General features: G+C 57.2%; 26 protein-coding genes and 1 riboswitch. Of the genes, 13 read left to right on the forward strand and 13 right to left on the reverse strand.

Annotated features, from left to right (window positions below; translation table 11 throughout):
- Positions 1–17 precede the first annotated feature (17 nt).
- Positions 18–1,952 (forward strand): aconitate hydratase, encoded by a 1,935-nt coding sequence (locus tag LKE28_07920; GenBank protein MCH3908153.1) that lies wholly within the window; start codon positions 18–20, stop codon positions 1,950–1,952.
- Here LKE28_07920 and LKE28_07925 read toward each other — a convergent pair.
- The 3 genes from LKE28_07925 to LKE28_07935 are packed head-to-tail and all read right to left on the reverse strand — an operon-like array spanning position 1,927 to position 4,789.
- Positions 1,927–2,616 (reverse strand): HAD family hydrolase, encoded by a 690-nt coding sequence (locus tag LKE28_07925; protein ID MCH3908154.1) that lies wholly within the window; start codon positions 2,614–2,616, stop codon positions 1,927–1,929. The two genes, LKE28_07920 and LKE28_07925, sit on opposite strands and share 26 nt — an antisense overlap.
- Entirely contained in the window at positions 2,603–3,901 is a 1,299-nt protein-coding gene (locus tag LKE28_07930; protein MCH3908155.1) for a citrate synthase, read from the reverse strand. The genes LKE28_07925 and LKE28_07930 overlap by 14 nt, the downstream gene beginning before the upstream one ends.
- A 3-nt stretch (positions 3,902–3,904) precedes the next feature.
- The gene (locus tag LKE28_07935) at positions 3,905–4,789 is read right to left on the reverse strand and encodes an NAD(P)-dependent oxidoreductase (protein MCH3908156.1); all 885 of its coding nucleotides are present in this window, start codon (positions 4,787–4,789) and stop codon (positions 3,905–3,907) included.
- A gap of 110 nt (positions 4,790–4,899) precedes the next feature.
- Between LKE28_07935 and LKE28_07940 the strand changes: the two genes are divergently transcribed.
- Positions 4,900–5,205 (forward strand): metalloregulator ArsR/SmtB family transcription factor, encoded by a 306-nt coding sequence (locus LKE28_07940; protein ID MCH3908157.1) that lies wholly within the window; start codon positions 4,900–4,902, stop codon positions 5,203–5,205.
- A 1-nt stretch (position 5,206) separates the two neighbouring features.
- Here LKE28_07940 and LKE28_07945 read toward each other — a convergent pair whose 3' ends face one another.
- On the reverse strand, positions 5,207–5,677 hold the full coding sequence (locus tag LKE28_07945) for a nucleoside deaminase (protein ID MCH3908158.1): 471 nt from the start codon (positions 5,675–5,677) through the stop codon (positions 5,207–5,209).
- Positions 5,678–5,788: 111 nt separating this feature from the next.
- Here LKE28_07945 and LKE28_07950 point away from each other — a divergent pair, with 111 nt between their 5' ends.
- Positions 5,789–6,487, forward strand: coding sequence for a pyridoxamine 5'-phosphate oxidase family protein (locus tag LKE28_07950; protein MCH3908159.1), 699 nt, complete (start codon positions 5,789–5,791; stop codon positions 6,485–6,487).
- Here the strand turns inward: LKE28_07950 and LKE28_07955 are convergent.
- A complete protein-coding gene (locus LKE28_07955; protein MCH3908160.1) occupies positions 6,477–7,355 on the reverse strand; it encodes an ankyrin repeat domain-containing protein in 879 nt (292 codons plus the stop codon). The two genes, LKE28_07950 and LKE28_07955, sit on opposite strands and share 11 nt — an antisense overlap.
- A gap of 76 nt (positions 7,356–7,431) precedes the next feature.
- Here LKE28_07955 and LKE28_07960 point away from each other — a divergent pair, with 76 nt between their 5' ends.
- A complete protein-coding gene (locus LKE28_07960; protein MCH3908161.1) occupies positions 7,432–7,980 on the forward strand; it encodes a hypothetical protein in 549 nt (182 codons plus the stop codon).
- Here the strand turns inward: LKE28_07960 and crcB are convergent.
- Together crcB and LKE28_07970 are read right to left on the reverse strand one after the other, a co-directional pair.
- Positions 7,970–8,329, reverse strand: a complete 360-nt coding sequence (gene crcB, locus LKE28_07965) for a fluoride efflux transporter CrcB (GenBank protein MCH3908162.1) — start codon at positions 8,327–8,329, stop codon at positions 7,970–7,972. The two genes, LKE28_07960 and crcB, sit on opposite strands and share 11 nt — an antisense overlap.
- 18 nt (positions 8,330–8,347) lie before the next feature.
- Positions 8,348–8,422, reverse strand: a riboswitch (Fluoride riboswitch).
- Positions 8,423–8,475: 53 nt separating this feature from the next.
- The gene (locus LKE28_07970) at positions 8,476–9,702 is read right to left on the reverse strand and encodes an argininosuccinate synthase (GenBank protein MCH3908163.1); all 1,227 of its coding nucleotides are present in this window, start codon (positions 9,700–9,702) and stop codon (positions 8,476–8,478) included.
- Positions 9,703–9,875: 173 nt separating this feature from the next.
- On the opposite strand from LKE28_07970, the gene LKE28_07975 reads away from it, so the two are divergent.
- Both LKE28_07975 and LKE28_07980 read left to right on the forward strand, forming a co-directional pair.
- A complete protein-coding gene (locus LKE28_07975; protein MCH3908164.1) occupies positions 9,876–10,592 on the forward strand; it encodes an ABC transporter ATP-binding protein in 717 nt (238 codons plus the stop codon).
- Complete coding sequence (locus tag LKE28_07980) at positions 10,585–12,177, forward strand: hypothetical protein (GenBank protein ID MCH3908165.1); 1,593 nt, start codon at positions 10,585–10,587, stop codon at positions 12,175–12,177. Before LKE28_07975 ends, LKE28_07980 begins: the two co-directional genes overlap by 8 nt.
- Here the strand turns inward: LKE28_07980 and LKE28_07985 are convergent.
- The 3 genes from LKE28_07985 to LKE28_07995 all read right to left on the reverse strand — a co-directional run bounded on the left by LKE28_07985 (position 12,164) and on the right by LKE28_07995 (position 15,982).
- Complete coding sequence (locus tag LKE28_07985; GenBank protein MCH3908166.1) at positions 12,164–12,823, reverse strand: haloacid dehalogenase-like hydrolase; 660 nt, start codon at positions 12,821–12,823, stop codon at positions 12,164–12,166. The genes LKE28_07980 and LKE28_07985 overlap by 14 nt on opposite strands.
- A gap of 19 nt (positions 12,824–12,842) precedes the next feature.
- Positions 12,843–14,831: a DUF5107 domain-containing protein gene (locus LKE28_07990; GenBank protein MCH3908167.1), complete on the reverse strand. Its 1,989-nt coding sequence runs from the start codon at positions 14,829–14,831 to the stop codon at positions 12,843–12,845.
- Positions 14,832–14,917: 86 nt separating this feature from the next.
- Positions 14,918–15,982 (reverse strand): aminoglycoside phosphotransferase family protein, encoded by a 1,065-nt coding sequence (locus LKE28_07995; GenBank protein MCH3908168.1) that lies wholly within the window; start codon positions 15,980–15,982, stop codon positions 14,918–14,920.
- Positions 15,983–16,084: 102 nt separating this feature from the next.
- On the opposite strand from LKE28_07995, the gene LKE28_08000 reads away from it, so the two are divergent.
- From LKE28_08000 to LKE28_08025, 6 genes are all read left to right on the forward strand, one after another.
- Positions 16,085–16,945: a PocR ligand-binding domain-containing protein gene (locus tag LKE28_08000; protein ID MCH3908169.1), complete on the forward strand. Its 861-nt coding sequence runs from the start codon at positions 16,085–16,087 to the stop codon at positions 16,943–16,945.
- A gap of 66 nt (positions 16,946–17,011) precedes the next feature.
- Complete coding sequence (gene yfcE, locus LKE28_08005; GenBank protein MCH3908170.1) at positions 17,012–17,551, forward strand: phosphodiesterase; 540 nt, start codon at positions 17,012–17,014, stop codon at positions 17,549–17,551.
- Positions 17,548–18,012 carry a hypothetical protein gene (locus LKE28_08010; protein ID MCH3908171.1) on the forward strand — a complete coding sequence of 155 codons (465 nt, stop codon included), beginning with the start codon at positions 17,548–17,550 and terminating at the stop codon, positions 18,010–18,012. The genes yfcE and LKE28_08010 overlap by 4 nt, the downstream gene beginning before the upstream one ends.
- A 36-nt stretch (positions 18,013–18,048) precedes the next feature.
- Positions 18,049–18,375, forward strand: a complete 327-nt coding sequence (locus tag LKE28_08015) for a hypothetical protein (protein MCH3908172.1) — start codon at positions 18,049–18,051, stop codon at positions 18,373–18,375.
- Between the two features lie 36 nt (positions 18,376–18,411).
- Positions 18,412–18,939, forward strand: coding sequence for an adenine phosphoribosyltransferase (locus tag LKE28_08020; protein ID MCH3908173.1), 528 nt, complete (start codon positions 18,412–18,414; stop codon positions 18,937–18,939).
- Positions 18,940–18,996: 57 nt separating this feature from the next.
- Positions 18,997–20,214, forward strand: coding sequence for an HD domain-containing protein (locus LKE28_08025; GenBank protein ID MCH3908174.1), 1,218 nt, complete (start codon positions 18,997–18,999; stop codon positions 20,212–20,214).
- Here the strand turns inward: LKE28_08025 and glf are convergent.
- The gene (gene glf, locus LKE28_08030; protein MCH3908175.1) at positions 20,192–21,286 is read right to left on the reverse strand and encodes a UDP-galactopyranose mutase; all 1,095 of its coding nucleotides are present in this window, start codon (positions 21,284–21,286) and stop codon (positions 20,192–20,194) included. The genes LKE28_08025 and glf overlap by 23 nt on opposite strands.
- 228 nt (positions 21,287–21,514) lie before the next feature.
- Between glf and LKE28_08035 the strand changes: the two genes are divergently transcribed.
- Complete coding sequence (locus LKE28_08035; GenBank protein MCH3908176.1) at positions 21,515–22,705, forward strand: IS110 family transposase; 1,191 nt, start codon at positions 21,515–21,517, stop codon at positions 22,703–22,705.
- Between the two features lie 17 nt (positions 22,706–22,722).
- Here LKE28_08035 and LKE28_08040 read toward each other — a convergent pair whose 3' ends face one another.
- A complete protein-coding gene (locus LKE28_08040) occupies positions 22,723–24,975 on the reverse strand; it encodes an AAA family ATPase (GenBank protein ID MCH3908177.1) in 2,253 nt (750 codons plus the stop codon).
- Positions 24,972–25,676 carry a hypothetical protein gene (locus tag LKE28_08045; GenBank protein MCH3908178.1) on the reverse strand — a complete coding sequence of 235 codons (705 nt, stop codon included), beginning with the start codon at positions 25,674–25,676 and terminating at the stop codon, positions 24,972–24,974. Before LKE28_08045 ends, LKE28_08040 begins: the two co-directional genes overlap by 4 nt.
- Positions 25,677–25,710 lie beyond the last annotated feature (34 nt).

The following is a 25,710-nucleotide window of genomic DNA, read 5'->3' on the forward strand; positions in this document are numbered from 1 at the left end:
CTCCGGTGGAGTGTACCATGGCACAGACATTGACGGAAAAAATTCTTCGCGCCCACCTTGTGGAGGGCACGTACCAGACGGGGAAGGACATTGGCATTCGTATTGACCAGACATTGACGCAGGACGCCACAGGAACGATGGTGTACCTGGAATTCGAGTCGCTGGGCATCGATCATGTGAAGAACGATCTTGCGGTCAGTTACGTCGATCACAATACCGTGCAGGTCGGGTATGAAAACGCAGACGACCACGCGTACCTGCAGTCCGTCGCCGCGAAGATCGGCGCGGTCTTTTCCCGACCGGGAAACGGCATTTGCCATCAGGTGCATCTGGAACGGTTCGGGAAATGTGGCGCCACGTTGCTCGGCTCGGACAGCCATACACCGACGGACGGCGGGCTGGGGGCGCTTGCCATTGGCGCCGGAGGGTTGGATGTCGCCCTGGCCATGGCGGGGCGTCCGTTCCATTTGATCACCCCGAAGGTCATCGAGATCCGATTGACCGGTCACCTAGAGCCTTGGGTGTCCGCAAAGGATGTGATCCTCACCGTATTGGAGCATTTCACCGTCAAGGGAAACGTCAACACGGTGTTCGAGTATACCGGCGATGGCGTGGCGACCCTTGATGTGCCCTCCCGCGCCACCATCTGCAATATGGGGGCCGAGTGCGGTGTGACGACCAGCCTGTTCCCAAGTGATAAGGAGACGCTCCGTTTCCTCACCGCCCAGGGAAGAGCCCAGGATTACACGCCGCTTTGCGCCGATCCCGGCGCTGTGTACGACGGGCTGTTTGAGATCGACCTGTCCAAGGTCACCCCAAAGGCGGCGTGCCCACACAGCCCGGGGAACATTAAGGATATCAAGGAGCTGGCCGGGATGAAGGTCGACCAGGTGTTGATCGGCTCCTGCACCAACTCAAGCTATACCGACCTGGCCAAAGTGGCGGAGGTGCTCTCCGGTCATGTGGTGGCGCCCACCGTCAGCCTGGGGGTGGCTCCGGGAAGCAGGGAAGTGCTGCAGATGATCGCCGACAACGGCATTCTTTCCCAGCTGGTCAAAAGCGGGGCGAGGATTCTGGAGAGCGCCTGCGGATTTTGCATCGGCAACCACCAGAGTCCGAAGAGCCATGCCGTCTCGCTTCGCACCAGCAACCGGAACTTTGAAGGCCGCAGCGGCACCAAGGACGCCCAGGTGTACCTGGTCAGTCCTGAGATGGCGGCGCTGGCCGCTATTACCGGCGTTGTCACCGATCCCACGACGGTGGACATCCCCGCTCCTTCGGTGAAACTTCCCGATCACTACGCTTCGGATGATTCGATGTTCATCTTCCCACCGAAAGACGGAAGTTCCGTTACGGTGGTGCGGGGGCCCAACATCGGAGAACCTCCGACAAATTCCCCGCTTTCCGACCAAATCCGTGGGGTGGCGACGATCAAAGTGGGGGACAAGATCACCACCGACCACATCATGCCGGCCGGAGCCCGTCTGAAATACCGCTCCAACATTCCGGTGTACAGTACGTTCGTCTTTGAGAACGTCGACAAGGATTTCGCAAAGAATGCCGCCTCCAACCGGGATGCCGGCGTCGCCAACTTCATCATCGCCGGCCTTTCCTACGGACAAGGTTCCAGCAGGGAGCACGCGGCGATCTGCCCGATGTACCTGGGGGTCAAGGCGGTGGTGGCGCTCTCCATCGAGCGGATCCACCAGGCCAACCTGTGCAACTTCGGCATTTTGCCGCTGGTCTTCCGCAACGCGGAGGATTACGCATCCATCTCCCAAGGGGATACGCTGGAACTGGATGATGTGCACGCCATGGTGGAGAGCGGTTCGTTCACCCTCCATGACCGTACCACCCAAAAAGACATTCCGTTGGATCTTATCGCTACGGATGAGCAGAAAGGGATGCTGCTGGCCGGAGGGCTGCTCAACCTGCTTCGCCACCAAAAGTAGGAAGCAGGGGAAGATACTGCCGGAAATCGGTCAGCGTTCCTTGCGCACCTGGCATCCGTGCCGCCTTTGCCGTTTCGGCCAATGGACTGGCCACTATGTAAATGCGCCGGATGCCGGCCCGTCCTGCCGATTCCACGCCGGGCGGGGAATCCTCGAAGACCACCGTCTCTTGGGGGGTAGCTCCGATGGCGCGCATAGCGTCCCGGTAGATGTCCGGTTCCGGTTTGCCCCTTCGTGTTCCGTCATCATACAGTAGGGCGCTTCCAAAGAGGGAAAGGATGGGAAACCAACGAAGGTAGCTCTCCACGTTCGACTTTGGCGCTCCGGTGGCGATGGCCATCCGGATTCCCCGGCGGTGTGCTTCCTCAAGGAGCTCTTCCGCTCCCGGGGCAAGACGGGGGGCTCCATCCTTCTGGCAGAGTTCCCGGTAGAACCGTTCCTTCTCGTCAATGACCCGGAGAATCTCCCGTTCGTCCACATCAGGACCCAAGAAGAACCGGGCCGTCTCCCTGCTGTTCCTTCCGTTGAAACGGAGGATTTCCACCTCGGTGTACGGTTGTTTCCGATAAATTCGGGAAATCCTGTCCCAGGCCGCCGTATTGAATGCGGTATCCCAGAACAGGGTTCCGTTGAAATCGAAGATCAGGGCGTCAGCGTTCGGCAAGCGGGATGACCTTCCGCTCCTGCGGACCGTTGTACACCTGTCGTGGTCTGCCCAGTTTCTGATACGGATCATGCCGCCACTCCAACCAGTGGGCGATCCATCCCGGCAAGCGTCCCATGGCGAACAGCACGGTGAACATGTTCTCCGGAATGCCCATGGCGTGGAAGATCAGGCCGGTGTAGAAGTCGACGTTGGGGTACAGGTGACGTTCGATGAAGTACGAATCGTTCAGAGCCGTATGCTCCAGTTCCAGGGCGATCTGCAGCAACGGGTCGTTCCCTTTTCCTTCACCCAGCACCTGGGTGCAGATTTGTTTGGCGATCTTCGCCCGTGGATCATACGTCTTGTAAACGCGGTGCCCGAATCCATACAGACGGAAGCTTTCGTTCTTGTCCTTCGCCTTGCGTACCACTTCCTCAACGCTCATGCCGCGGGTGTAGATGCTCTCCAGCATCTGCATCACCGCCTGGTTGGCTCCGCCGTGCTTGCTGCCCCACAGGGCGCAGACACCGGCGCAGACCGAGGCGTACAGGTTGGCTCCTGAGGAGCCGATCAGTCGCACCGCGCTGGTGGAGCAGTTCTGCTCATGGTCTGCGTGCAGGATCATCAGGTCGTTCAACGCCTTGACGTGGATCGGGTTTGGTTTGTAGTCGTTGACTGACGTGTGGAACATCATGTTGAGGAAGTTCTCGCAGTACGAGTACTTGTACGAGGGGTCGACGAAATCCAGACCGTTCATCTGCCGGTAGGTGAATGCCGCGATGGTGCGCATCTTGGAGAGCAACCGGGTGACGGTAAGGTCGATGTTTTCCTCAGGGTCCCGTTCCTCCAATTCCGGATAGAAGGCGGACAGGGATGCAACCATGGCGGCGAGAATGGACATCGGGTGGGCGTTCTGCGGGTAGTTGCGGAAGAAATCCCGCATGTCCACGTGCAGGAGCGAATGCCGGTTGAGCAGTTCGCTGTACATCTGCCGTTGTCTGAGATCGGGCAGCTCCCCTTTGACCAACAGGTAGGCGACCTCGACGAAATCGCAGTTGGCGACAAGGTCTTCGATGCCATAGCCGCGGTAGCGGAGGATTCCTTTCTCCCCGTCAATGTAACAGATCGAGGAGAGGCAGCTACCCGTGTTGACAAAGCCCGGGTCGTAGGTGATGTATCCCGTCTTGGTTCTCAGTTCCGTGATGTTCAGGCTTTTGTCGCCCATATTGTCCGTCAGGACGGGCAACACATATTCCGAGCCATCCGCAAAGGTCAGTTTCGCGCCTTCATTGTCCAGTTTCATTGCTCACTCCTTGAAACAACCCGCGCCACTGACGCGGTCCAACGCAAGCACCAACGCCTGGGTGCCAAGTTTGCCAAGATCCATTCCCTGCAGGGCGATGTACAGTTGCTGCACCAACGCCAGCGTGGGCAGGCACAGTCCCATCCTGCGGCTCTCCTCAAGGGCGATGCCCATGTCCTTGACGAAGTGGTCGATCATGAAGCCGGGGGTGTAATCCCCTTTGATGATCCGTGGGGCAAGGTTGTCCAGACTCCAGCACCCCGCCGCGCCCGCCTTGATGGTTTGGAGCATGGTGTCCAGATCCAGTCCGGCCTTGCGTGCGTACAGAAGCGCCTCGCACATGCCGGCCATCGTGCCGGCGATGACGATCTGGTTGCCCATTTTTGTGTGCTGGCCCATTCCCGGCATCCCTTCGTAGGTGATGGCTTTCCCCATGATTTGGAAGAGGGGAAGCAGGTGCTCGTACACCGTTTTCTCCGCGCCGACCATGATGGACAGCGCGGCGTTCTTCGCCCCGGTGTCCCCGCCGGAGACCGGCGCGTCACAGGCGTGGCATCCCGCTTCCGTCGCAGCCTTTGCGATCTTTTGGGCGAGCGATGGCTTGGTGGTCGTCATGTCGACGAAGTATTGCCCATGCCGGCACGCAGAGAGCAGTCCGTTCTCTCCGAAATAGACCTGTTCCACATCCTGGGGGAACCCAAGCATCGTGAAGACCACATCGGAAGATTTCGCAACCGCCGCGGGAGTGTCTTCCCACACGGCGCCCCGAGCGACCAGAAGGTCGGCTTTCGCTTTGGTGCGATTGTACACATGCACCGTATACCCGGCGTCAAGCAGGTGGGAGCACATCGAGTGCCCCATGACGCCCAGACCAATGAATCCAAGCATTTCCTTCCCCATACGTACCTCAAGACCACTGTAGCGAAAAAAATGGGGAATGAAAATACAACACTTTGTTTTTTTCTGGGAAACGCGTATCATGAGAACAGAGGTGCAAGATGGCGGGAAAACTTCAGATAGCGGAAGAGGAAGTGGTGGATCTGGCCGAATTCTTCAAGGTGTTTGCCGACCCGACCCGGTTGAAGATCCTGTTTGTGCTGCTGGAAGGTGAATCCGATGTTTCCAGCCTGTGCGCCGAACTGGACATGCAGCAGAGCACCATCAGCCAGCAACTCAAACTGCTTCGTGCGCGCCGTCTGGTCAAATGGCGAAAAGAAGGGCGCAACGTGCTGTACCGTCTAAACGATGAGCACATCAAACGTATCCTCGATCTCGGCACAGAACACTACGAGGAACTGGGATGAATCAGTAGATTTTCCCGTTCTCCTTGGCGTATTCGTCAAACAAAACCAACGTCAGTTCCCGTCCTTCCTGGGTGATCTTCATCACATTGGAGTCGGTGCAGTCCCCTTTGATGAACCGATAGATGAAATCATCGCGGAATCCGATGGCTTCGGCGTCTTTCGGCGTGCAACCGTAGTAGATCGTCTTGATGTTCGCCCAGACACACGCGGAAAGGCACATCGGGCAGGGATAACAGGTAGTGTACAGAACGCACCCGCTCAGGTCATGGGTCTGTTTCTCCTTGCACGCCTTGCGGATGGCGTTGACCTCGGCATGGGCAGTCGGGTCGTTGCTGGAAAGGACGGTGTTGCTCGCCACGTACAGATGACCTTCCGGATCAATGATTGCGGCTCCGAACGGCCCGCCGTCTCCGGCAGTCATCGTTTTCTTGGCTTCCGCCACCGCTTTCTTCAGGATTTCTTTCGCTTCCATGGGGGTTCCTCCAAAAAGAGTATAGCATACTCGTTGCGGTTTGTTGCAGATATTTTGGACGGGTTTGCGTGAAAAATTGGTTTCATGTACACTCTTTCTGGAGGTCGGACGATGCACTGTACGTTGGTGATTTACCCAGCAGAGAGAAAACGGGACGCGATACTCATCGCGTCGATCATCGGAAACGCCCGCGCCATGGATGTGGCGCGTTGCGGGGAGGTGGACGCAACGCGGTACACCCATATCATTTCCCTTACGCCGCAACCGCTTCCCTGGGCAGCTGAAGAATTCATCAGCGAAGCGGAGGACGCCGCCCAGGCAGGGGAGCGGCTCCGCTACCGTTTCGAGCGCGCCGATGGCAAGGTGATGCCCCCTGATCTCCTGAAAGAACGGATGGAATCGTTTCTCAGGGAGCACAACACCTGCGCGCTTGCCACCTGCAGAAAAGGAAAACCCCGATCCACGCCAATGGAATACCACTATCTGGACGGATGTCTGTTTTTGCTCTCCAGCGGTGGGTTGAAATTCATCGGATTCTCAGAAACGGAAAAAGCGGCGCTTTCCATCTCGGAACCGTACGGGCGCTTCAAGCCGCTTGCCGGCTTCCAGGCGGAAGGGGTGTTGGACGAACTTCTGCCGGAGGACCCTCTGTTCTCAAAATTGCTCGTGCTCGACCAGGTGGACCTGGCGGTGTATGCCCGCAGTCCTGTGGACACCCACATCCTGCGGTTCCGTATCCAGCAGAGTGAACTGCTTCTCTCCGCGTTCCGCAAGGAAGGATACGGGGTGCGGCAGTATCTTACCTGGTAAGCAGTTCCCGCACTTCGTTCGATGGCGCAAGATCCAGGGCGGTGCGACCCCGTTTGTCTTTCAGATGGATGTCCGCGCCACGGGAGAGGAACAGGAGAATGTTCTCTGGCTTGATGTAGGTTTCTACGGCATGCATCAGGACCGTCATGCCGCCGACATCCTGGGCGTTGATGTCCGCTCCCGCGTCCAGCAGGGTGGTGATCTTCTCCATGCGGAACGGATCAATGCCTGCCATCATCAGGGCGGTGGAGCCATGTCCGTTTTGGGCGTTCACCGAAGCGCCTGCCTTGAGCAGGACGTCAAGCACCCTGTATTCGGGGTTCATCAGAGCTGCGATCATCAGGGCGGTTGTACCAGAATGGGATGCTGTGTTCACCGGGTTTCCTAGGGCGATCAGGCGGGCGATGGAGTCGGGCTTCTGGTTGGTCGCGGCAGCCATGAGCAACAACGTCTCTCCCCGTTCGTTGGTCTTTTGGCACGAAGCTTCGTCACAGAGCAGGGAGATCACCTCCGGGGAGCCAACTTTTGCCGCGACGATTCTGGCGTCTTCCCCATCTGCGTTTTTAATGGTAGGATCGGCTCCTGCGCGAAGCAGGTAGCGGATCATCGAAGGGGAGCAGGACGGTGTGGATGCGGCAATCATCAATGGAGTGACGCCTTTCTCATCCTTCGTGTTGACATCCGCGCCATGACGGATCAACTCCTTCAGCGTGGCGTCCGGTGCTCCATTCTCCAGCCCAAGGGAGAGCAACGTCTTTCCGTGGGAATTCCTGCCATTGGCAGGCACGCCGGATTCCAGCAGGCTGTAGACCAGTTCTTCGTCCCCATCGAGGACGGCGTCCATCAAAGCGGTATCCAAGGTTTCCATGTCAGATCAGGGTAGGTGATGAGAAATGGATGGTCAAGAGGGGGAAAAACGTCCATACTGGTTTGGGAGGCGTCAGATGAATCCTTCGGTTCGGGATATCATGCGGGGGAACTTCCTCATCATCCTCTGTTGCTGTTTTTATCTCGCCTGGTGGGTGGTTGCTTTTCATCCGAAGCATCCCATCGTCGGATTCGCTTCCGGTTGGTTGTTGATTCCCGCGACACTGCTTGGGGTGATCGGGGTCGTCTGGGGCATCAAAGGAACTGGCGCGCTTCCCAAACGGATGGATGGGCGGATCCTTGTCGGACTTGCCGTTGGAATCTATCTTCTGCTTTTGCTGGTTTCCCGATGGGTTGCCCGTCCGGTGACGACGGAACTCTTTCTGATCGTCGGCTGGGGCCTGTTGATGGCGATGGAATGCAATGGACTGTTTGCCGCGAACGTTCTTTCCCTGAAGCGGTTGGTCTTCGTCTCCCTGCTGATCATTGGGTGCTTTGTTCTCTCCTTGGTCTGCTACGTTCGTTATTACCACCTTGCGGGAACCCCACGGTATGTGGATGGAATGGTTCCGTTGCTTCTGGTGATCATTGTCGAAGGAGTGGTCTCGTTGTTGGTCATCCGATGAGTTGGCCGAGAAAGAAGAAAAGCAATCCTCCCAGAATACTGGAAAGCAGGTACAGGGACGCCGCTCCAGGTCTTCCTTGCGAAAACAGGGAGCCGTATTCGAACGCAAAGGTGGAGAATGTGGTGAAGCCTCCGCAAAGGCCCGTGGTGAGCATCAGAAGGAGGCGAGGGGGAATGGTTGCCCTTCGCGCTGCGGTCGCCATGACGAACGACAGGAGAAACGATCCGAGACAATTGATGAGAAGCGTCTTGAGCGGCGCGAAACTCTGGAAGATGGGGATTCGCGCACATACATAACGCGCCACGCATCCCAGGAAACCACCAAGACCGACCAGAAGGCAATCAAGCATACCTACTCCTTTCGTCCAAAGACGTCAGAAGTCATCAGCCATGATAATGGCGGTTTGGGTTTCCCCGGGGAGCACCTCATTCCCTCTTTCCGAAGTATAAAAAAACCAGGAACCCTTCGCAAGGCTCCTGGTTGATGGGTGTACGATCAGTCCATACCCCGTTGCTTGGCATCGGCGACAAGGCGCATGGCGTTGATGTTGATGAACCCTTTGCAGTCCACCGGATGATAGCCACCCGCCTCGTCCATCGATCCCAGCTTCTGGTTGTACAGGGAGCAGGGGCTGGCCACTCCGGCGAAGCTGACGTTGCCTTTGTACAAGGCGACGGTCGCCGTGCCGGTGACGTACTTCTGGCTCTCGTCAAACAGGGCGGTGAGCATGTCGAACTCCGGCGCGTGCCAATAGCCGTTGTAGATCAGCTCGGCATACTTCGGGGAGAGGCAATCCCTCAGATGCATCGCTTCCTTGTCCATCGTGATCCCTTCCAGGTCGTGGTGGGCGTGCCACAGAATGGTGCATCCCGGCGTCTCATACACGCCACGGCTCTTGATGCCGATGTACCGGTTCTCCACCATGTCCACACGGCCGATGCCGTTGTCGTGCCCAACCTTGTTCAGGTACAGGATCATCTCCAGAGGATCGGTCACCGTGGTGCCATCCGCCTGGTTGACCACCTTGACCGGAATGCCCTTCTCGAACGTGAAGGTCAGATAGGTCTTCTTGTCCGGAGCGGCCTGCGGGCTGACGGAAAGGGAATAGACATCATCCGGGCATTCCTTGGAAGGATCCTCCAGGATGCCTGCCTCATGGCTGATGTGGATCAGGTTCTCATCCTCGCTGTACGGCTTCTTCACCGAAGCTTTGACCGGGATGTTGTATTTCTTGGCGTATTCCAGAAGATCCGTCCGGCCTTCGAACTGGGAAAGCCACTCGGGGTCTTTCCACGGGCTGATGATCTTCACCTGGGGCATGTGCATGTAGTAGCCGAACTCGAACCGCACCTGGTCGTTGCCCTTGCCGGTGGCTCCATGGGCCACATACACCGTTCCTTCCTTCTTGGCGATCTCGATCTGTTTCTTGGCGATGATCGGCCGGGCCAGGGAAGTGCCCAGCATGTAGGTGCCTTCATAGATCGTGTTGGCCTTCATGGCGGGGAACACATAATCGGTGACCAGTTCGTGACGCAGATCCTCGATGTATACCTTGCTGGCGCCGGTGGCGTACGCTTTCTTCTCCACCGCGTCAAAATCTTCGTTCTGTCCGACGTTCGCCACATAAGCGATGACGTCAAAGCCCTTGTTGCTCAGCCACTTCAGGATGACCGAGGTGTCCAACCCGCCGCTATAGGCGAGAATGATTTTTTCCTTCTGCATATCGTATCCTCCAGAGGATCTTGTTCTGTGCTTAGAGTATGCATAAAAGCAAAAAATATGCAAGTAGTTTTGTATATTTATTCTGAAAAACCGGATATTCATGGGTAAATATGCAATGAAATGGAATACTCGAAGGCGTTGCGTCCTTTCTGCTTCTATGCGATACTTCCCCCATGATTACGTTGGATCACGTTTCGAAAAGTTATGGAAAAGGGAAGAAGGCGGTGGATGACCTTTCCCTTTCCATTCCCTCCGGAGAGGTGTATGGATTCCTCGGACCGAACGGCGCGGGGAAAAGCACCACCATCAAGATGCTGGTCGGACTGTTGCGTCCGGATGCCGGGCATCTGTCCGTGGACGGGGTGGACGTACAGCAGGACCCGATCACGGTGAAACGGAACATCGGCTATGTTCCGGATGAACCATTGTTCTACCGGAAGATGACCGGACGGGACCACCTGGGGTTCATCGCCGACCTGTACCACGTGGAGGACCGGTGGGCGAGGGCGGACGCGCTCTGCAGGCTGTTCGATTTCACCACGCTGAACGACGAGATATCCTCCTACAGTCACGGCATGAAACAGAAGCTTGCCGTCATCAGCGCGATGATCCACCAGCCGCGCCTGTTGATCCTTGACGAACCGATGGTCGGTCTGGATCCCAAAAGCTCCTATACGTTGAAACAGGAGATGGTACGGTACGCCAAGGAGGGGAACACCGTCTTTTTCTCCACCCATGTGCTGGAAGTGGCCCAGGAGGTGTGCACCAGGGTGGGGATCATCGACCGGGGAAAACTCCGCTTTGACGGGACGCTCGAAGAGCTCAGGCAGGGGACGGACCGGAGTCTGGAGGATCTGTTCCTGTCACTGACGGAGGAGACCAATGGGTGAGGCGGTGTTCCTGCTTCGTGCCTACCTGAAGGGAACACGACCGCTGGACCAGGTGCTGGGCGGTTCTTCCAAGAAGTGGGTTCGGGCGCTGACGTTGGCTGCCCTGATCTACGGGTTTGGCGTCCTCGCCGTGATGCTGGGCTTCTCCTACCAGAGTTATCAGGAGGCGGGGAGAATGGTCGGGCACCCGGAGTGGGGCTATGCCATGGCTTTGCTTTTCTCCTTCATTTTTTCGTTCTTCACGTTTCTGTTCTCCGTCCCGCCATTGCTGTACACCTCCCGTGACATGCCGCTGGTCATGACCCTTCCCCTGTCCACCCGATCGGTCTTCTTTTCCCGTTTCTTGATCGCCTGGCTGAGCATGCTGGTGCTGGATACGGTGATGCTGCTTCCCGCCCTGGTCGTCTGGATCCTGCATGGAGGGGCGGCACCCCTGGCGATTCTCTCCTTTCTTGGCGCCGTCGTCGGGGAAAGTCTGGCGACACTCTCTCTGGTATTCCTTGTTTCCATGGTGATGGTGCGCCTGACGCGTGGTATTGTTTCCCCATGGTTGGGGAAGGTAGGGTTCACCATCGCGATCCTTGCGATCACATTGCTGGGGGCCAGGGGAATGACCCGACAGCTGGACGGCTCCGTCGATCTTTCCGTCATCGCGCTCCGTGTTGAAGCCGTGGTGGCCAAGATTCCTTTGTTCGCCACGCTTGCCCGCTCGCTTTGGGAACCCCTGTGGGTGATGGTGGTCTGGGTGGGATTACCGCTTTTCGCCTGGGTGTTGCTCTCCCTTTCCACGCGGCTGTTTCCCGGCAACTATTCCCTTGCCCAACGGTCACAGGGCGGGAAGGCGACCCGCAGGGCCGCGCGAAACATCCCTCCCCGGAGTGTCGTCTCCGCGTTGGAGAAGCGGGAGCGGATGATCATCCGCAGCCAATCGGTATTCCAGATGGAGATCTACGCCCAGACGGTCATCCCGCTGATCCTCCTCGGAGTGTTCGCCGTGACGGGTGCCGTCGGGGAGATGACATCCTCGCTGGCGGAACTGAAAACCGTTCCCCGGCTTCCCCAGATCCTTCTGATTGTCTTTTCGTTGTTTCCTTCCCTGAGCACCGTATCCTCCACCAGCGTGAGCAGGGAGGGGGCGTTGTTCGACCTTGACCGGACGTACCCGGTGGAGGCTGGGCAGTTTGTCCAAGCGAAGATCCGGACACACCTGAGGTATCTGGGGGTCAGTACGGAACTGTTTGTGATCGTTACGTTGTGCTGGCTGGGGCTTCCCATCTGGCACTTCCTTTGGATGGCGCCAATGTTGCTTCTGGTTTCAGTCGCTTCGGCGGCCATCGGACTGGCCATTGATTACCATCGGCCCAACCTTTCCTGGACGCTTCCCCAGCAGGCGATGAAGAGCAACATCAACGCGATGCTCGCCATGATCCCGTCGTTGGCGCTGGTGGCGGTGCTGGCTCTGGTGATGCTCGCCTTGCCGCTTCCCGTCGCCATTGTCCTTGGGTGCATGATGCTTGCCACTATTGCGTGGGGAAGCTATCGGATTGCGGTGAGGCAGGCCGCTTCCCTGCTCAAAGGCGCGTGAGCATCAGCGCTACCGTCTCCGGTAGAGATCGCGTCATGGGGTATTCGTCGAACAGGCGTTTGCCGTTGTAGCGGAGTTGTATGCCGACATCCGCTTCGGCGAGCATGAACCGGTCGGTAAGCCCGTCGCCGGTGGCGAAGACACGCTGGTACCGTGACCCCAATCCATGCAACACCTCCGCCTTCGCCCGAGTCGTCGGAACTTCCGACGTATAGCCGGTCATTTTCCCTTCTGGACTGAAGATAAGATGTTTGCCGTAGAATCCGGTGAAGAGATTTTCGACACCGAAACGCTGGAGGAACATCCGGGCGATCTCCGTCGTGCCGGCGGAAAGGACGATCAGATCGGCTTTGGCGGAAAGCTCCTTCAATGGGGCGTACCATTCCGCTTGGCAGGGGCGGGAAATGAAATCCACTACTTCCCGGATGGTCTGCATCGTGGCGCCCTTGGCGTAGCGGAGATAATCACGGTCGAAGACTTCCAGCGAACTTTTCCCCGCCATGTCCTTGGCCACGGCCCGTTTGGCTCTGGCTCTGATCAGCTCTCCCCGAGAGCGGGATGCCAAAAGCATCAGCAATTCTTCACTGTCATACGGGGCGAACGGGTACAGGGTACCATCAAAATCAAACGCGATGAGGGTGTCCATGGGTGGTATGCTAGCGGAATCATTTCGTTGAGGCAACCGGTTCGTCGGTCATGGAGAAGGAAAGACGTTCGGGAAGCGGATGAGCGGCAAGCAGTTCTTTGGTCATTTTGTCGGTTTTCTTCTCATGAGGGGCCAGACGCATGTACAGAAGAGAGACCCAAAGGTCCTCAAACGGAGCTTCTCCTTCCCGGACATTGGGGAACCCCTCATCCAACAGGCGGGACAACAGGGTGGGGTTGTTCTCATGGCTGGCAAGAATCGCCTTTTCCATACGGATGCGGCCGGTCTCCAACCGGGATGGCAGGACGGCGAGTGTTTCGTGGACCATCGGCCAATCACGTTCCTCGCGGAGCAACGCGATGTATTCCTCGGCGATCGCGGGATCATCCCCGTATCCGGTGGAGTAGGTGGCCGCCTGGTACCACAAGCGCGCCTGGCTTGTTTTTCCTGCGCGAAGCAGCAACTGGGCGATGTTCCGCGCGCTGAAAGCGTCATGCATGTGGGTGTGGACGATTTGGAACAGTTCCATCGCCTCGGCGTCCTTTCCCTGCTCGGCCAGCATGATGCCGCTCCAATAGGAAAGGGACATCGGTTCCCCTTCACCCGCCTTGAGCAGCGCCAGCCAATTGTCCCCGATGACCGGTGGAATACGCAGTGGGTCGTACCGTGGAACCTTTTTCGCTTCCACCAAATCCAGCCAAGGAAGAAGCCGTTCGGATACATCTTCCCGACGTACATGATAGGCGACACCCGGGTTTTCCTGGTTCGCCTGTTTTTCCAAATACGACCATCCATCGTCATGGTGGAGGATTTCCTGTTCCGGGCTGTCCAGTTCCGCTTGGCGTCGTTTCCCTTCCCGTGTCACTTTCTCAGGGTCGATGATCGTCTGGATCATCTGGATGACGGTCTCTCGTTCCTTGTGGTATTCCTGGCTTCGCCGTATGGCGATGGGGCCGAACATCTGCACCCAGCGTACCGAATGGTATCCTTCGATGTACGCGCCATGCAGTTGGGTCGGGGCAAGTCCTGCCTGGATCTCCACATAAGAAGAACCTTCCCGTTCCGGAGCGAGGAACCGTTGCCAGTTTCTTCCCCCTTTCCCCGTACCCCAGCAGAACATCTTCCGATAGCCGAGGATCGGGGAGGAGACTTCCATCAACCCCCTGCCGTCTTCCTGAATGGAGACTTCCCAGGGCATTGGATCATGGTTGCAGGTGAAGAAGTATTCTTCGGAGACCGGCCAGCGCGCCGGGTACGACGCGTCCATCCCGGGATACAGCGGGGTATCCGGGCTGTCCATGTATCCGAAGACGCGTTGTCCTCTCTGGTGGATGTCCAGATACAGCGCATGGGTGTTGGACGCGAAAACCCGCGTCGTCTCCGTCTGGCTGACGGCGGTGTTGACCCATGCGTACAGCGATTGTCGCGTGGGCTTCTGGTTGTCGATCGTCACGATGGATGTCAGCATCCGGTCGCCTTCGGAAAGGAAGAAATCCACCCGCCACCACAGGCCTTTGCACCGTTCATAGGAATACATGCGGATGTGGTCGCCGCTGACTTTGGCGAAATAAACGTCCGAGCAGGTGGAGAAACCGTGGCCGTACTGGCCGACGTTCCACTCGATGCCTCCGGCAAACCACGCGTCACGGTTGGCAAGATTGGCCACCTGGATGTTCCAGTTGTCGTACAGCAGTTCCCGCTTGCCATCCTTGTCGTACAGGCTGATCAACCGGCCACCCAACGAGGGGAGAAACGATGCCTTCAGATGGTTGTTCTCCAGAATGATCGTCTTCAGCGGCGTCCATGCCCGAAGCCGGTCATACCGGTCCTGGCGGAGGTAGGGGAGCATGCGGAAGCCACAGTCAAGACCAAGCGACTGCCGGTATTCCTCCGGCACGTCTGGAGTAAGTTGGACGGAAACATCATGGTGGGGGGCACGGAAAAACGGCAAGGGATTCTCCCCCGCGGGAAGGGCTGCCTTTACCTGGAATTCCTCAATGCGAACCATCTTTTTTCCTTACCTCATCCTAAGCCATCATAGGGTACATTTCCTCAGAGGGCAACAAAAAAGCGTGAAAACATGGTTACGAAGCGTCACAGATGAAGCAAATCATCCCACTGCCGGTCCATGGAACGCATCAGGGCTATCTGCGTCCTCGCCCGGTCCAGATTCTGGCCGGGACGATCGATGTGGTAGTACACGTCTCCGGCAAGGTAGTCGGTGAGGAACCGGACGGCCATGATCTGGGTGATGGTCTTCCCGCTTTCCGCCAGGGCGTCAAACTCTTCATCGGTGAGGAACGGGTCGGCTTGGGAAAGGTACCCATCCATCAACGCGTGGTACAACCGTACGTCGCAGGAAACCTTGGAGAGGTCCTGCTCGTCCTCCACGGCGGTGTTGGTCGCCGTGCGGATCATGTCACCAGTGTCAAACAGGATGGTCCCCGGCATGACGGTGTCCAGGTCAATGACGCAGAGCGCTTCACTGCCATCTTCGGAGAACAGCACGTTGTTCATCTTGGTGTCGTTATGGGTGACCCGTGTGGGGTAGGTGCCACGCTCCATGCCATCCCAGATGGCGCATCCCCGCTTCCTGTTGTCCATCAAAAAATCCAGATCATCGGTGACTTCCCGCACCCGGTCTTTGGGGTCGGCTTTGTAAGCCTGGGCGAGTTGTTCGTACCGGAAGCGCATATTGTGGAAATTGGGGATGGTGATATGGAGTTTTCTTCCATCAAAATCGGAGAGTTGGTTTTGGAATCGTCCGATGGCGCTTCCCAGCAAATACACTTCCTTCGGTTCGGTGATGGTGCTGAACGTCCGGGCATTGGAGATGTATCGATACACGCGCCAGTATTCTCCGGTGTCATCTTTGAAACAGAGGTTTCCCTCTTTGGTCCGAATGACGGTAAGACAACGACGATCCATATCCGCGGTACCCGTCAAACGGCTTCTGATGTGGCTGGTTACCAGCTCTATGTTTTCCATCACCTGTTCCGGATGGACGAATACCGTTCGGTTGATCTGTTGCACCGTGTACATGGCGCCATCGGAGAACGTACAGATGTACGTCCCGTTGATGTGCCCTTCATGGTTTGTTTCCGCCGTGACGAGTTCGCCTTCAATGGCAAACTGTCGCACGATGTCCCTAATCTCCATATCAGTTCCTCTTGGTGTTAGTCTACCGTTTTTCTTTCAGATGTCCATGCAATTATCTGGTATGGATATGGACATTTCTGCAAACCTTGCTACACTTGCGCCATGCATGAAGAGATGAAACTGTACCTGAATCCGATGGTCAAACGGTTGGTGGAGAGTTTCTCCTACTGCTTTGATGTGAAGATTACCTTCTATTCCCCCCATCTGGACGAATGGTTGGTCGGGTATCATACCGATGTGAGCGATTACTGCACCATGGTACAGAAGGAACTCAAGGTCAGATACAAGTGCCTGTACCAGGATGGGCAGGCTTGCAAACGATGCGGGGTGTTGGGGCGTTCCTTTTCCTACCATTGCCACGGGGGATTGACGGAATCGGTCATGCCCATCCAGCTGGATGATCGTATTGTGGCGTACGCGATGCTTGGACAGTTCCGAATGGCGAAGGAACCCCCGGTGGGGGTTGTGGAGGCATGGCAAGCCGCGGGGAAACCGGTGGATGAACTTCGCCAGGCGTTTCTGGATCGTCCGTTTTTCTCCGAGGAACGCCTATCCAAAATGCTCTATCTGTTTTCCACCACCTTGTCGTTTTTGATCAGCACACAGAATGTGAAGCTGCAGAAACCGGAACTGGTGGAGCAGGTGATGGCATACATCGAGCACCATCTCAGTGAGCCGGTTTCCCTGAATGAGGTTGCCCATGCCGTAGGGAAAAGCCCCTCGACGGTGACCCATACGTTGAAGGAAAAGGTGGGAATGTCGTTCAAGGAGCTGGTCATCACGCAGAAGATGATGCGTTTCGAACGCATCCTCCTTGCCGATCCCACGTTGTCCATCAACCAAGCGGCCCGGATGGTCGGCTACGACGACGCGCTGTATTTCTCCCGTCTGTACCGGAGCAAGCGTGCCTCCTCTCCCCAAGGAATATCTGGAGATGGTCCGGCGCTCCAAGTCGTTGGATGAAGAAAAAACGGTGCTTTGGTGAGGGATGGGATGCCCAAATGACGCGCTTTATGCTACGGTGAACCTATGAAACTCTTTTTCGCTTCTGATATTCATGGCAGCGCTCCCGCGACGGAGCGGATGATCGCGGCGTACCAGGAAAGCGGCGCCCAGCGGATGATCCTCCTGGGGGACATCCTGTACCACGGGCCAAGAAATGATCTGCCCGAAGGGTACGCCCCCAAACAGGTGGTTTCCCTCCTTTCTCCGTTGGCGCCGAAGATTCTCTGCGTACGGGGAAACTGCGAGGCGGAAGTGGACCAGATGGTCCTGCCGTTTCCCGTGATGGCCGATTACGCCGTCCTGTTTGTCGAAGCGCTTTCCCCGAGAATGGTGTACCTGACCCATGGGCATCATCCGCTTCCCCCCCTGTGTGATGGGGATGTGGTGATCAGCGGGCACACCCATATCCCGTTGATCGATCAAGGCCCGCAGGTCCACCTGAACCCTGGTTCGGCTTCTCTCCCCAAAGGCGGATTCAAACCATCTTACATGGTGTATGACGACGGACTGTTCGTCATCAAGGATTTCGATGGCGGAGTCATCGGCTCATGGAGGGCAGTGTGAGCAAAGGTCACAAGCGGATGAGAGGACGCACCTACTCGCTTCGCGAGGCGGTGAAGGAGCATAAGCGGGCACTGGCTGTCTATCTGGTGCTTCGGGGGCTGGTCATCGCCATCATCGTGCTTTCCATCTTGCAACGGAAATACGAAAATCTGTTCATGTGCGCGATGGCCTTGGTGATGTTTAACCTGCCATCGTTGTTTGAACGCCGCCTGTCCATTGAGATTCCTGATACGCTTGAGATCATCATCTATCTGTTCATCTACGCCGCCCAGATTCTGGGGGAGATGCGTTCGTTCTACGTGCGTTTTCCGTTCTGGGACACGATGCTTCACATGCTCAACGGGTTCATCTGCGCCGGGGTGGGGCTGGCGTTGATCAATTTGATCAATCACCGCAGCCACAACCTGGTGTTCGTTTGTCTCCCCCGTACGTCGCCATCGCCGCGTTCTGTTTTTCCATGACGGTAGGAGTGTTGTGGGAGTTCTTTCGAGTATGGGATGGACAGCATCGTCCACACCGACATGCAGAAGGATACCGTGGTGCACGCCATCTATACGGTGACGTTGGACGAGACCAGGACAAACAAGGTGGTGGCGATCAAAGACATCCGGCAGACCGCAGTGAATGGCCGGGACCTTGGGGTGGACGGGTATCTGGACATCGGCCTGAACGATACGATGAAGGATCTGTTCGTCAACTGCATCGGTGCGGTGGTGTTCTCCATCTATGGGTATTTCTACGCCAAACGGGAGGAGAAGGTCCGGTTCATCGAAGGCTTCATCCCGTATTCCACCAAAAAACCGGAAGAACCTCCGGAAATGTGACGTGCAACAGGCAGACGTTTGTGCTACACTGCCGCCATGGACAGCAGGTTGGAACGCATCGACAAAGCCATCAGGAAAAAGGCGGATTTTCCCCGCAAGGGGATTTTGTACAACGACATCTCCGGGCTGACCGTCACTCCTGATGCCTTCGGTGACTGCATCGATTTGATGTATGAGTACGCCAAAGAGCGCGATATTGACCGGATCGCAGGCATTGACGCCCGTGGGTTTGTGCTCGGCGCGCCCTTGGCATACCGGATGCACCTGCCGTTGATCCTGGTCCGGAAGCCGGGCAAGCTCTGTGGTACGGTGCACCAGAAGACGTATCAATTGGAGTATGGGACGGATACGATCTGCGTCCAGGAAGAGGATGTCCAGAGAGGGGACCGTATTCTGGTCTGCGATGATTTGATCGCCACCGGGGGGACGGTGCTCGCCGCCTGCCAGCTGTTCGAAGAGCTGGGAGCGACGGTGGCGGGATGCTTCGCCATCATCGGGTTGTCCTATCTTCCCTACAAGGAAATGTTGAAAGCGTACCCCGTCCACACGTTGTTGGAATATTGAGTTTTTTCCGTAAAATTATTGATTTTGGGAATCAGAGCTTGTACAGTACAGGCCATCATGAAGATTTGCCGGAACGATTTGCAGTATGCCTTCTCCATGGGATTGGATTACGTAGAGAAGGAAATCCTCGGAGGGACCCGTCACCATGGATTGAGGGTCGCCTACCTCGCCGCGCTTACCGGGCAGGTGCTGGGCGTGTCGCAGGCGGAGATCGCTGATTTGGTTTCCGTCGCCATTTTCCACGACAACGCGTTCACCCAGTTCTGGCAGGAATTCAAGAACAGTTCCTTCGGAGACAATATCCAGACGTCCAAAGCGTTCGGAAAACATTGTGAGTTCGGGGAAAAGAACATCAGCATCCTTGGATTCTATCCTCGGGTCAAAGGCGCCATCCTGTATCATCATGAGAACGCCGACGGGTCCGGACTGTTCAAGAAAAAGGCCGATGAGGTGCCCCTGTTCGCCCAGTTGATCCATCTGGCCGACCGGATTGACGTTGGCTACGACCTGTTTGACATGGACCACTCCAAGATTGATATGGCACGGAGCAAGGTGTCCAAGGAAAAGGGCAGGGCGTTCGCTCCTCATGTGGCCGACGCGTTTTTGGACGGCGTGAAGGATGCCCAATTGGAACACATCGGGAAAGATGAAGTGGTCGAGGCGCTGAACGCTCTGGTACCCCGGACCATCGTGGACTTCTCGCTTTCCGAACTGGAGGCGATCGGGAGGATGGCTGCGAAGATCGTCGATTACAAATCCCACTTCACCTGCACCCATTCCATCGGGATCGCCGAGAAGGCGAAACGGATGGCAGAGTTCTACCAGTGGGATGAGGAGAAGTGCACCAAGATGTTCCTCACCGGAGCGCTGCATGACATCGGCAAGCTTACCATCCCCAATTCCATCTTGGAAAAGCCGGATCGCCTGACGCCGGAAGAGTTCCAGATCATGAAAGGGCACGCCCTTGCCTCATGGAACATCCTTGCGGGAATCGAAGGGATGGAAGACATCCAGCGGTGGGGCGCGTTGCACCACGAGAAACTGGATGGCAGCGGATATCCGTTCGGCTTGAGCGCAAAAGATCTGGGCTTCGAGGAACGACTGATGGCGGTGATTGACATCTATCAGGCGCTCACTGAATCACGTCCCTACCGCAAAGGCATGAGCCACCAAGGCGCCATGCGGGTGATCACCACGATGGTGGAAAACGGTCTGCTGGACGCCGGCATCGCCCAGGATGTCGACCGGGTGTTCAGTCCCCAAACTCCACGTTGACCAACGTCAGGGCGGACGCGATCGTCTTGTCCATGTCCATGTAGGCGTAGCCTGCCAGTCTGCCGCCGAACAGGAAGTCTTTGCGAGTCTCGGCGAGAGCCCGGTATTTCCGGTACAGTTCCAGATTCGCCTGATCCGCCACCGGGTAGTACGGTTCTCCCGTCTCCTGATAGTCCGCGGGGTACTCATAGCTGACGTACGTCACCGGACTGGATTCCCCTAGGAAGTGTTTGTGCTCGATGGATCGGGTATACGGCTGGTCCATGGATGTGTAGTTGATGACGGCCACTCCTTGATGATTCTCTTCCATGAGCCGTTTGGTGATGAATTTCTCCGACCGGTATTCCAGCTTTCCCAACTGGTAATCGAACAGGGCGTCCAGCATCCCGGTGTACAACACTTTTTTCCCCTTGGAGTCCCAGCGTTTCCGATCGAGATTGTAATCCTCGCCCAGGACAACGTCACTGCCGGTGAGCATGCGCTCGATCAGGGCGGAATATCCCTCGGAGGGGATTCCCTGGTGGGGGTCGTTGAAGTAGTTGTTGTCGTAGCGCATTCGCAGCGGAACCCTACGGATGATGAACGGCGGCAGTTCGGTGCAGGGCCGCCCCCACTGTTTTTCCGTATAGGATTTGATCAACTTCTCATAGATGTCCCGGCCGGCAAGGGCAAGCGCCTGCTCTTCCAGGTTGGTTGGGTTCTCCCAAGGGATCCGTTGGCTGTCAAGTTTCGCCTGCGCTTCCGCCGGGGTGATGACGCCCCAGAGCTGGTGGAACGTGTTCATGTTGAACGGAAGGTTGTACAACTCATGGTGCCACAGCGCCACCGGGCTGTTGATGAACGGAGTGAGGTCGCACAGCGAGGTGACGTACGACCAGACCGTCTCATTGGACGTATGGAAAATATGCGCGCCGTACCGGTGGATCGTCACGCCTTCCTGGGCGATCGTGGCGCAGTTTCCTCCGATGTGGTCCCGTTTCTCCACCACCAGGCACTTTTTCCCACGTTTGGTCGCCTGATGGGCGAATACCGAACCGAACAGCCCGGAACCGATGATCACATAATCGTACATACGTCACTTCTCCTAAGTATTATTAGCCCTACAATGTAGAGCATAAGATTCGTAATCACGGTATATTCTGGGGACAGAGGACGACATACCATTTAAGTTCTCAAACTTTGAAAGGAGTCTGTCCTCGGTCTCCATTATCCCTATCGGTTGATTAGGCCTTCGAGCTTTCTTCACACGGGAGATTGGACAAAGAGACCTGTTGTTTTTTCTTGACCTGGAGGTCCGCTTATGAAAGTCATTGGAATCGATGTCTCCAGCCGGAACGCCGACTATGGAATCGCGGTCACGGGAAGCAAGTCCGTGTACAAGGGCACCTTCGCCATGGACAGGACGGGCATGGAGTCCCTGCTCTCCGACAAGGATGCCGAGGGCTCCGACGTGCTGTTCCTCATGGAGTCCACGGGGCTTTACCACCTGCCGCTCTACCACTTTCTCTTGAACAGGGGCAAGCGTGCGCTTATCATCAATCCTGTGCTCATCCGCGGCTACAAGAAGTCCCTGTCGCTGCGCAACACGAAGACGGACAGGATCGACGCGAAGGCGATCGCCGAGTACGGCATCGACCGCGCCGCGAGTCTTCCGGAGGGAAAGAACGTGACGGATACAGAGAGCCAGATCATCGCCCGCAGGCGTGCGGCGAACGCCGAGGAGACCGGGAAGGCGAAGACCATCCTCAAACAGGATCTCGCCGTGGCGTTCCCCGAACTGCTTTCCATGGATGTGTTTACCGAGGGGATGCTCCATTTCCTGGCGCTCTTCGGCAGCCCCAGGGAAGTCCTGGACGCAAGCGACGAGGCGTTGGAGAACGCGCTGCTCATCCCGGGCAAAGGGAGGAAGGTCACCCTTACCGCCAAGAGGCTCAGGGAGCTTGCAGGGGACTCCGTCGGCGTCTCCCTGCACGGCCTCTGCGTGAGGGACAGCGCCAAGCGTGTCATCGAGTGCGCCGAGCGTGACGCGATGCTCACCGCCGCCCTGCTCAAGGTCGAGAAGGACATCCATCCCGAGGACATCGACATCGTCTCCTCCATGCCCGGCATCGGCGAGGTGGAGGCCGCACAGTTCATGGCGGAGGTCGGCGACATCCACCGCTTCGCGACCTACCAGAAGCTCATCGCCTACATGGGGACCGACCCCGGGGTCTACCAGAGCGGGCAGTCCAACGTCAGGGGACACATCTCCAAGCACGGCGACGCGGTCCTCAGGAAATACGTGTTCCTCATGGCAAAGGGAAGCATCGCCAACAACCCCGTCTTCGGAGACTACTACAGGAAGAAGAGGAGCCAGACCGTGACCATAAACGGAGTGGAGCTCAAGCGTCCTTACCGGAAGGCCATGGTCGACACCATGAACAAACTCGTCAGGGTGCTGCATTTCATGCTCACCAACGGTGTCATGTACGCCCCTGAGAAGAAAAGTTGATCTTTTCTTAGAGTTTCTCATTTAATTATAGTTGACTCCTTTGCGGTGGTGTGGGTTTTTGCTTCCGTTTCCTTCCAGGCCTGCGTCCCTTTGGCGTCTTTTTTCCGGGAAGGGGTTGGTTGCTCCATGCTCGCCGTGATGCAGGCGACCTGATGCTTCCAGGAAAGGGGATGGCCGCACAGCGCCTGCTCCAATTCCGCTTGATGGGATGCGCAGGATTGGTAACCTCCCCGAAGCCAGGAGGCGAGGTTCGCCTTGGTCACCAGCCGTTGTTCGGTGAATGTCCGTACCGTGATGGTGGCGTACAATCCCGCATCTTCAACCACGTTTTGTAATTCTTCCACGCCCCAATCGGACAGGGACGTGCCGCCTTTCTGGTAAATGGCTTGTTCCGCTTCCTTCAGTGAGGACGAGAGAGCTTTGTCCGTAACGAAGTCGGACAGGCGGGAGCCCCCACTGGGGATGGTCTGGGCAAGGACCATCACGGCTTTGGGTGCCATCCATTGCGTCAGGGTGGCAAGGATTCCCTTGTCTTCGGACAGATGGGTCAGGATGTTGCGCCCGATGACCTTCTCAAACCGCAGCCCCGGTTCCAGATGGGAGAACACCGCGCAGGGCGCGCATTGGATGATCATCGGTCGTGAAACAGGATCCAACGCCGAAGCGCTGTGTTCCAGGTATTCTTTCTCTTCGACGCTCCCCACCTGGGCGACGACCAATCCTTCCGGTGTTTCCTTGTAGGCGGGCCAGAGCAACAGGCCGTATCCGCCACCCAGGACCAGCACCCGGTCGTTGCGGAGGAACGTCACCTGGGCGTACAGCATGTCCCGTACCGCTTTCAGCACGGCACCCCGCTGTCCCATGGTGCGTTGCACCCAACGCTCCCGTTCCTTGTCTCCCGGACTGAAGGTGAGGTTTTCTCCCGCCGCGGCATCCACCGCCGCGTTTTCGATCTGTTCTTCCCTCCGTTCCTGTACCTGGTCATGGATCTTCGCCTCATACCCCAACGTGCCAGGCTGGTAGAACAGTTTCCCTTGCAGGGATGTGGGCAGGTACTGCTGGGCCACCCAATGATCCTGGTAGGCGTGGGGATACAGGTATCCCTCTCCATGTCCGAACCCTTTGGCGTCCCTTCCGGGATCCCTGAGGTGGTTGGGTACTTCCGTGCGGGAGTTCTCTTCCTCGACGGTCTTCAAGGCGTCGAAGAACGCCAGGGCGGAATTGCTTTTCGGCGCCGTGGCCAGGTACAGCGCCGCGTGGGTCAGGTGGAACCGGCCTTCGGGAAGCCCGATGCGGTCGAACGCCGCGGCGTCCGCCTCCACCACGACAATGGCGTTGGGGTCTGCCAGCCCGATATCCTCGCAGGCGGAGATCAACATGCGGCGGAAGATGAACCGGGGATCCTCCCCGGCGGCCACCATTTTGGCAAGCCAGTACAATGCCGCGTCCGGATCACTGCCGCGGAGGCTCTTGATGAAGGCGGAGATCACATCGAAATGGTAATCCCCTTCCTTGTCGTACAGCACCACCTTCTTCTGGATGCTTTCCTCCGCCGCTTCCTTGCTGATGGTGATCACCGAACCGATGGGTGGGGGAAACGGCTCGACGGAGGTTTCCACGGCCAGCTGCAGGGCGTTGAGGAGCGAGCGGGCGTCCCCGTTGGCCACCTCGACGAGGTGTTCCAGGGCTCCTGGCTCAAACCGCACATCCCACGACCCATATCCCCGTTCCTTGTCGGAAAGCGCCTGACGGGCGATGTCCATCAGGTTTGCGTCCGTCAGGGGTTTCAACTGGAATATCCTGCTGCGGCTGACCAAGGCTGCGTTGACTTCGAAGAACGGGTTTTCCGTCGTCGCGCCGATGAAGATCACCGTACCGTTCTCCACCCAGGGGAGCAGTGCGTCCTGCTGGCTCTTGTTCCAGCGGTGCACCTCATCAACGAACAGGATGGTGCCCTGCCCGAAATGATCTATGCGGTTCTTCGCCTCGGCGATTTCATCCCGCAGTTCCTTCACGCCGGTAAGAACGGCGTTGAGCGTGGAGAAGTGCCGTTTGGTGGTGTTGGCGATGACCCGGGCCAGGGTGGTTTTCCCTGTCCCCGGAGGACCGTAGAAGATTACGCTGGAAAGCTGGTCCGCCTGAATCGCACGCCGAAGAAGTCTTCCCTTGCCGACGATTTCTTCCTGTCCGATGTACTCGTCCAGCGTCCGGGGCCGCATGCGGAACGCAAGCGGCTGGTTTTTCGGATCCGGCTGGTCGAACAGTGTCATTTCCTGGTCTCCTTTTCTTTGGCGAAGAACTCGTACAACGAGCCGCTTCCCACAAGGCGGGGCGTGGTGCGGACATCAATTTCCTGTGTCCGGAGAGAAGCGATGTACCGGTCAAAGAACAGGTCGGTGTACGCTTGGAGCGTTGGTTCGGATACTTCGGGCAACGCTTTTTCCCCGACGTGCTGTTTCCCGGTATCCCAGATGCGATACATGGTGAGGATTCTCCCCAGCATCGCCTGGGCGTCAGCCAGTTCCGTCTCCAAGTGCTTGCTGATCGCTTCCTTCAGGGGTGTGGCGTAGGTGGTGGCAAGCAGTTCCGTCATGCTGTCATCCCTTCGGTCGATCACCGCCTTGGGGTCAGGAATTCCCATTGTCTGGGCGATGCCCTTGACCTCATCCGGCATGGACAACAACGTGGCACGGAACGCGTTCTGGCAGAGCGTGCGATAGGTTCCCAGATAGTGTTGCAGTAGGGGAATCTCCGTCATGGTGAGAAGAGGCTGGGAACTTGAAGTGAGAAAGGTTGCCGTTGTTGTCGTTGCGAACAACGTTACCGGAACCTTGTCGGTTGCTTGGGACAACGCGTTGCGCAGTGCTGTCTGTCGTTGTTCCCGTACCACGTCGGCATCCTCCGTCCGCATGGAGGAACATCCGGAGAGCGCCACGAGGAGAATGAGCAGAAGGGGAAACCGCCGTTTCATGTGGATAATCATACCATCATTCCAATTCACTTGC

The sequence above is a fragment of the Sphaerochaeta sp. genome (assembly GCA_022482495.1).
GTDB lineage: Bacteria > Spirochaetota > Spirochaetia > Sphaerochaetales > Sphaerochaetaceae > RUG023.

Coding starts and splice junctions, on each gene's coding strand:
- LKE28_07920 (MCH3908153.1), top strand. CDS start 18: ATGGCACAGACATTGACGGAAAAAATTCTTCGCGCCCACCTTGTGGAG.
- LKE28_07930 (MCH3908155.1), bottom strand. CDS start 3,901: ATGAAACTGGACAATGAAGGCGCGAAACTGACCTTTGCGGATGGCTCG.
- LKE28_07935 (MCH3908156.1), bottom strand. CDS start 4,789: ATGCTTGGATTCATTGGTCTGGGCGTCATGGGGCACTCGATGTGCTCC.
- LKE28_07940 (MCH3908157.1), top strand. CDS start 4,900: ATGGCGGGAAAACTTCAGATAGCGGAAGAGGAAGTGGTGGATCTGGCC.
- LKE28_07945 (MCH3908158.1), bottom strand. CDS start 5,677: ATGGAAGCGAAAGAAATCCTGAAGAAAGCGGTGGCGGAAGCCAAGAAA.
- LKE28_07950 (MCH3908159.1), top strand. CDS start 5,789: ATGCACTGTACGTTGGTGATTTACCCAGCAGAGAGAAAACGGGACGCG.
- LKE28_07955 (MCH3908160.1), bottom strand. CDS start 7,355: ATGGAAACCTTGGATACCGCTTTGATGGACGCCGTCCTCGATGGGGAC.
- LKE28_07960 (MCH3908161.1), top strand. CDS start 7,432: ATGAATCCTTCGGTTCGGGATATCATGCGGGGGAACTTCCTCATCATC.
- crcB (MCH3908162.1), bottom strand. CDS start 8,329: ATGCTTGATTGCCTTCTGGTCGGTCTTGGTGGTTTCCTGGGATGCGTG.
- LKE28_07970 (MCH3908163.1), bottom strand. CDS start 9,702: ATGCAGAAGGAAAAAATCATTCTCGCCTATAGCGGCGGGTTGGACACC.
- LKE28_07975 (MCH3908164.1), top strand. CDS start 9,876: ATGATTACGTTGGATCACGTTTCGAAAAGTTATGGAAAAGGGAAGAAG.
- LKE28_07980 (MCH3908165.1), top strand. CDS start 10,585: ATGGGTGAGGCGGTGTTCCTGCTTCGTGCCTACCTGAAGGGAACACGA.
- LKE28_07985 (MCH3908166.1), bottom strand. CDS start 12,823: ATGGACACCCTCATCGCGTTTGATTTTGATGGTACCCTGTACCCGTTC.
- LKE28_07990 (MCH3908167.1), bottom strand. CDS start 14,831: ATGGTTCGCATTGAGGAATTCCAGGTAAAGGCAGCCCTTCCCGCGGGG.
- LKE28_07995 (MCH3908168.1), bottom strand. CDS start 15,982: ATGGAGATTAGGGACATCGTGCGACAGTTTGCCATTGAAGGCGAACTC.
- LKE28_08000 (MCH3908169.1), top strand. CDS start 16,085: ATGCATGAAGAGATGAAACTGTACCTGAATCCGATGGTCAAACGGTTG.
- yfcE (MCH3908170.1), top strand. CDS start 17,012: ATGAAACTCTTTTTCGCTTCTGATATTCATGGCAGCGCTCCCGCGACG.
- LKE28_08015 (MCH3908172.1), top strand. CDS start 18,049: ATGGACAGCATCGTCCACACCGACATGCAGAAGGATACCGTGGTGCAC.
- LKE28_08020 (MCH3908173.1), top strand. CDS start 18,412: ATGGACAGCAGGTTGGAACGCATCGACAAAGCCATCAGGAAAAAGGCG.
- LKE28_08025 (MCH3908174.1), top strand. CDS start 18,997: ATGAAGATTTGCCGGAACGATTTGCAGTATGCCTTCTCCATGGGATTG.
- glf (MCH3908175.1), bottom strand. CDS start 21,286: ATGTACGATTATGTGATCATCGGTTCCGGGCTGTTCGGTTCGGTATTC.
- LKE28_08035 (MCH3908176.1), top strand. CDS start 21,515: ATGAAAGTCATTGGAATCGATGTCTCCAGCCGGAACGCCGACTATGGA.
- LKE28_08040 (MCH3908177.1), bottom strand. CDS start 24,975: ATGACACTGTTCGACCAGCCGGATCCGAAAAACCAGCCGCTTGCGTTC.
- LKE28_08045 (MCH3908178.1), bottom strand. CDS start 25,676: ATGAAACGGCGGTTTCCCCTTCTGCTCATTCTCCTCGTGGCGCTCTCC.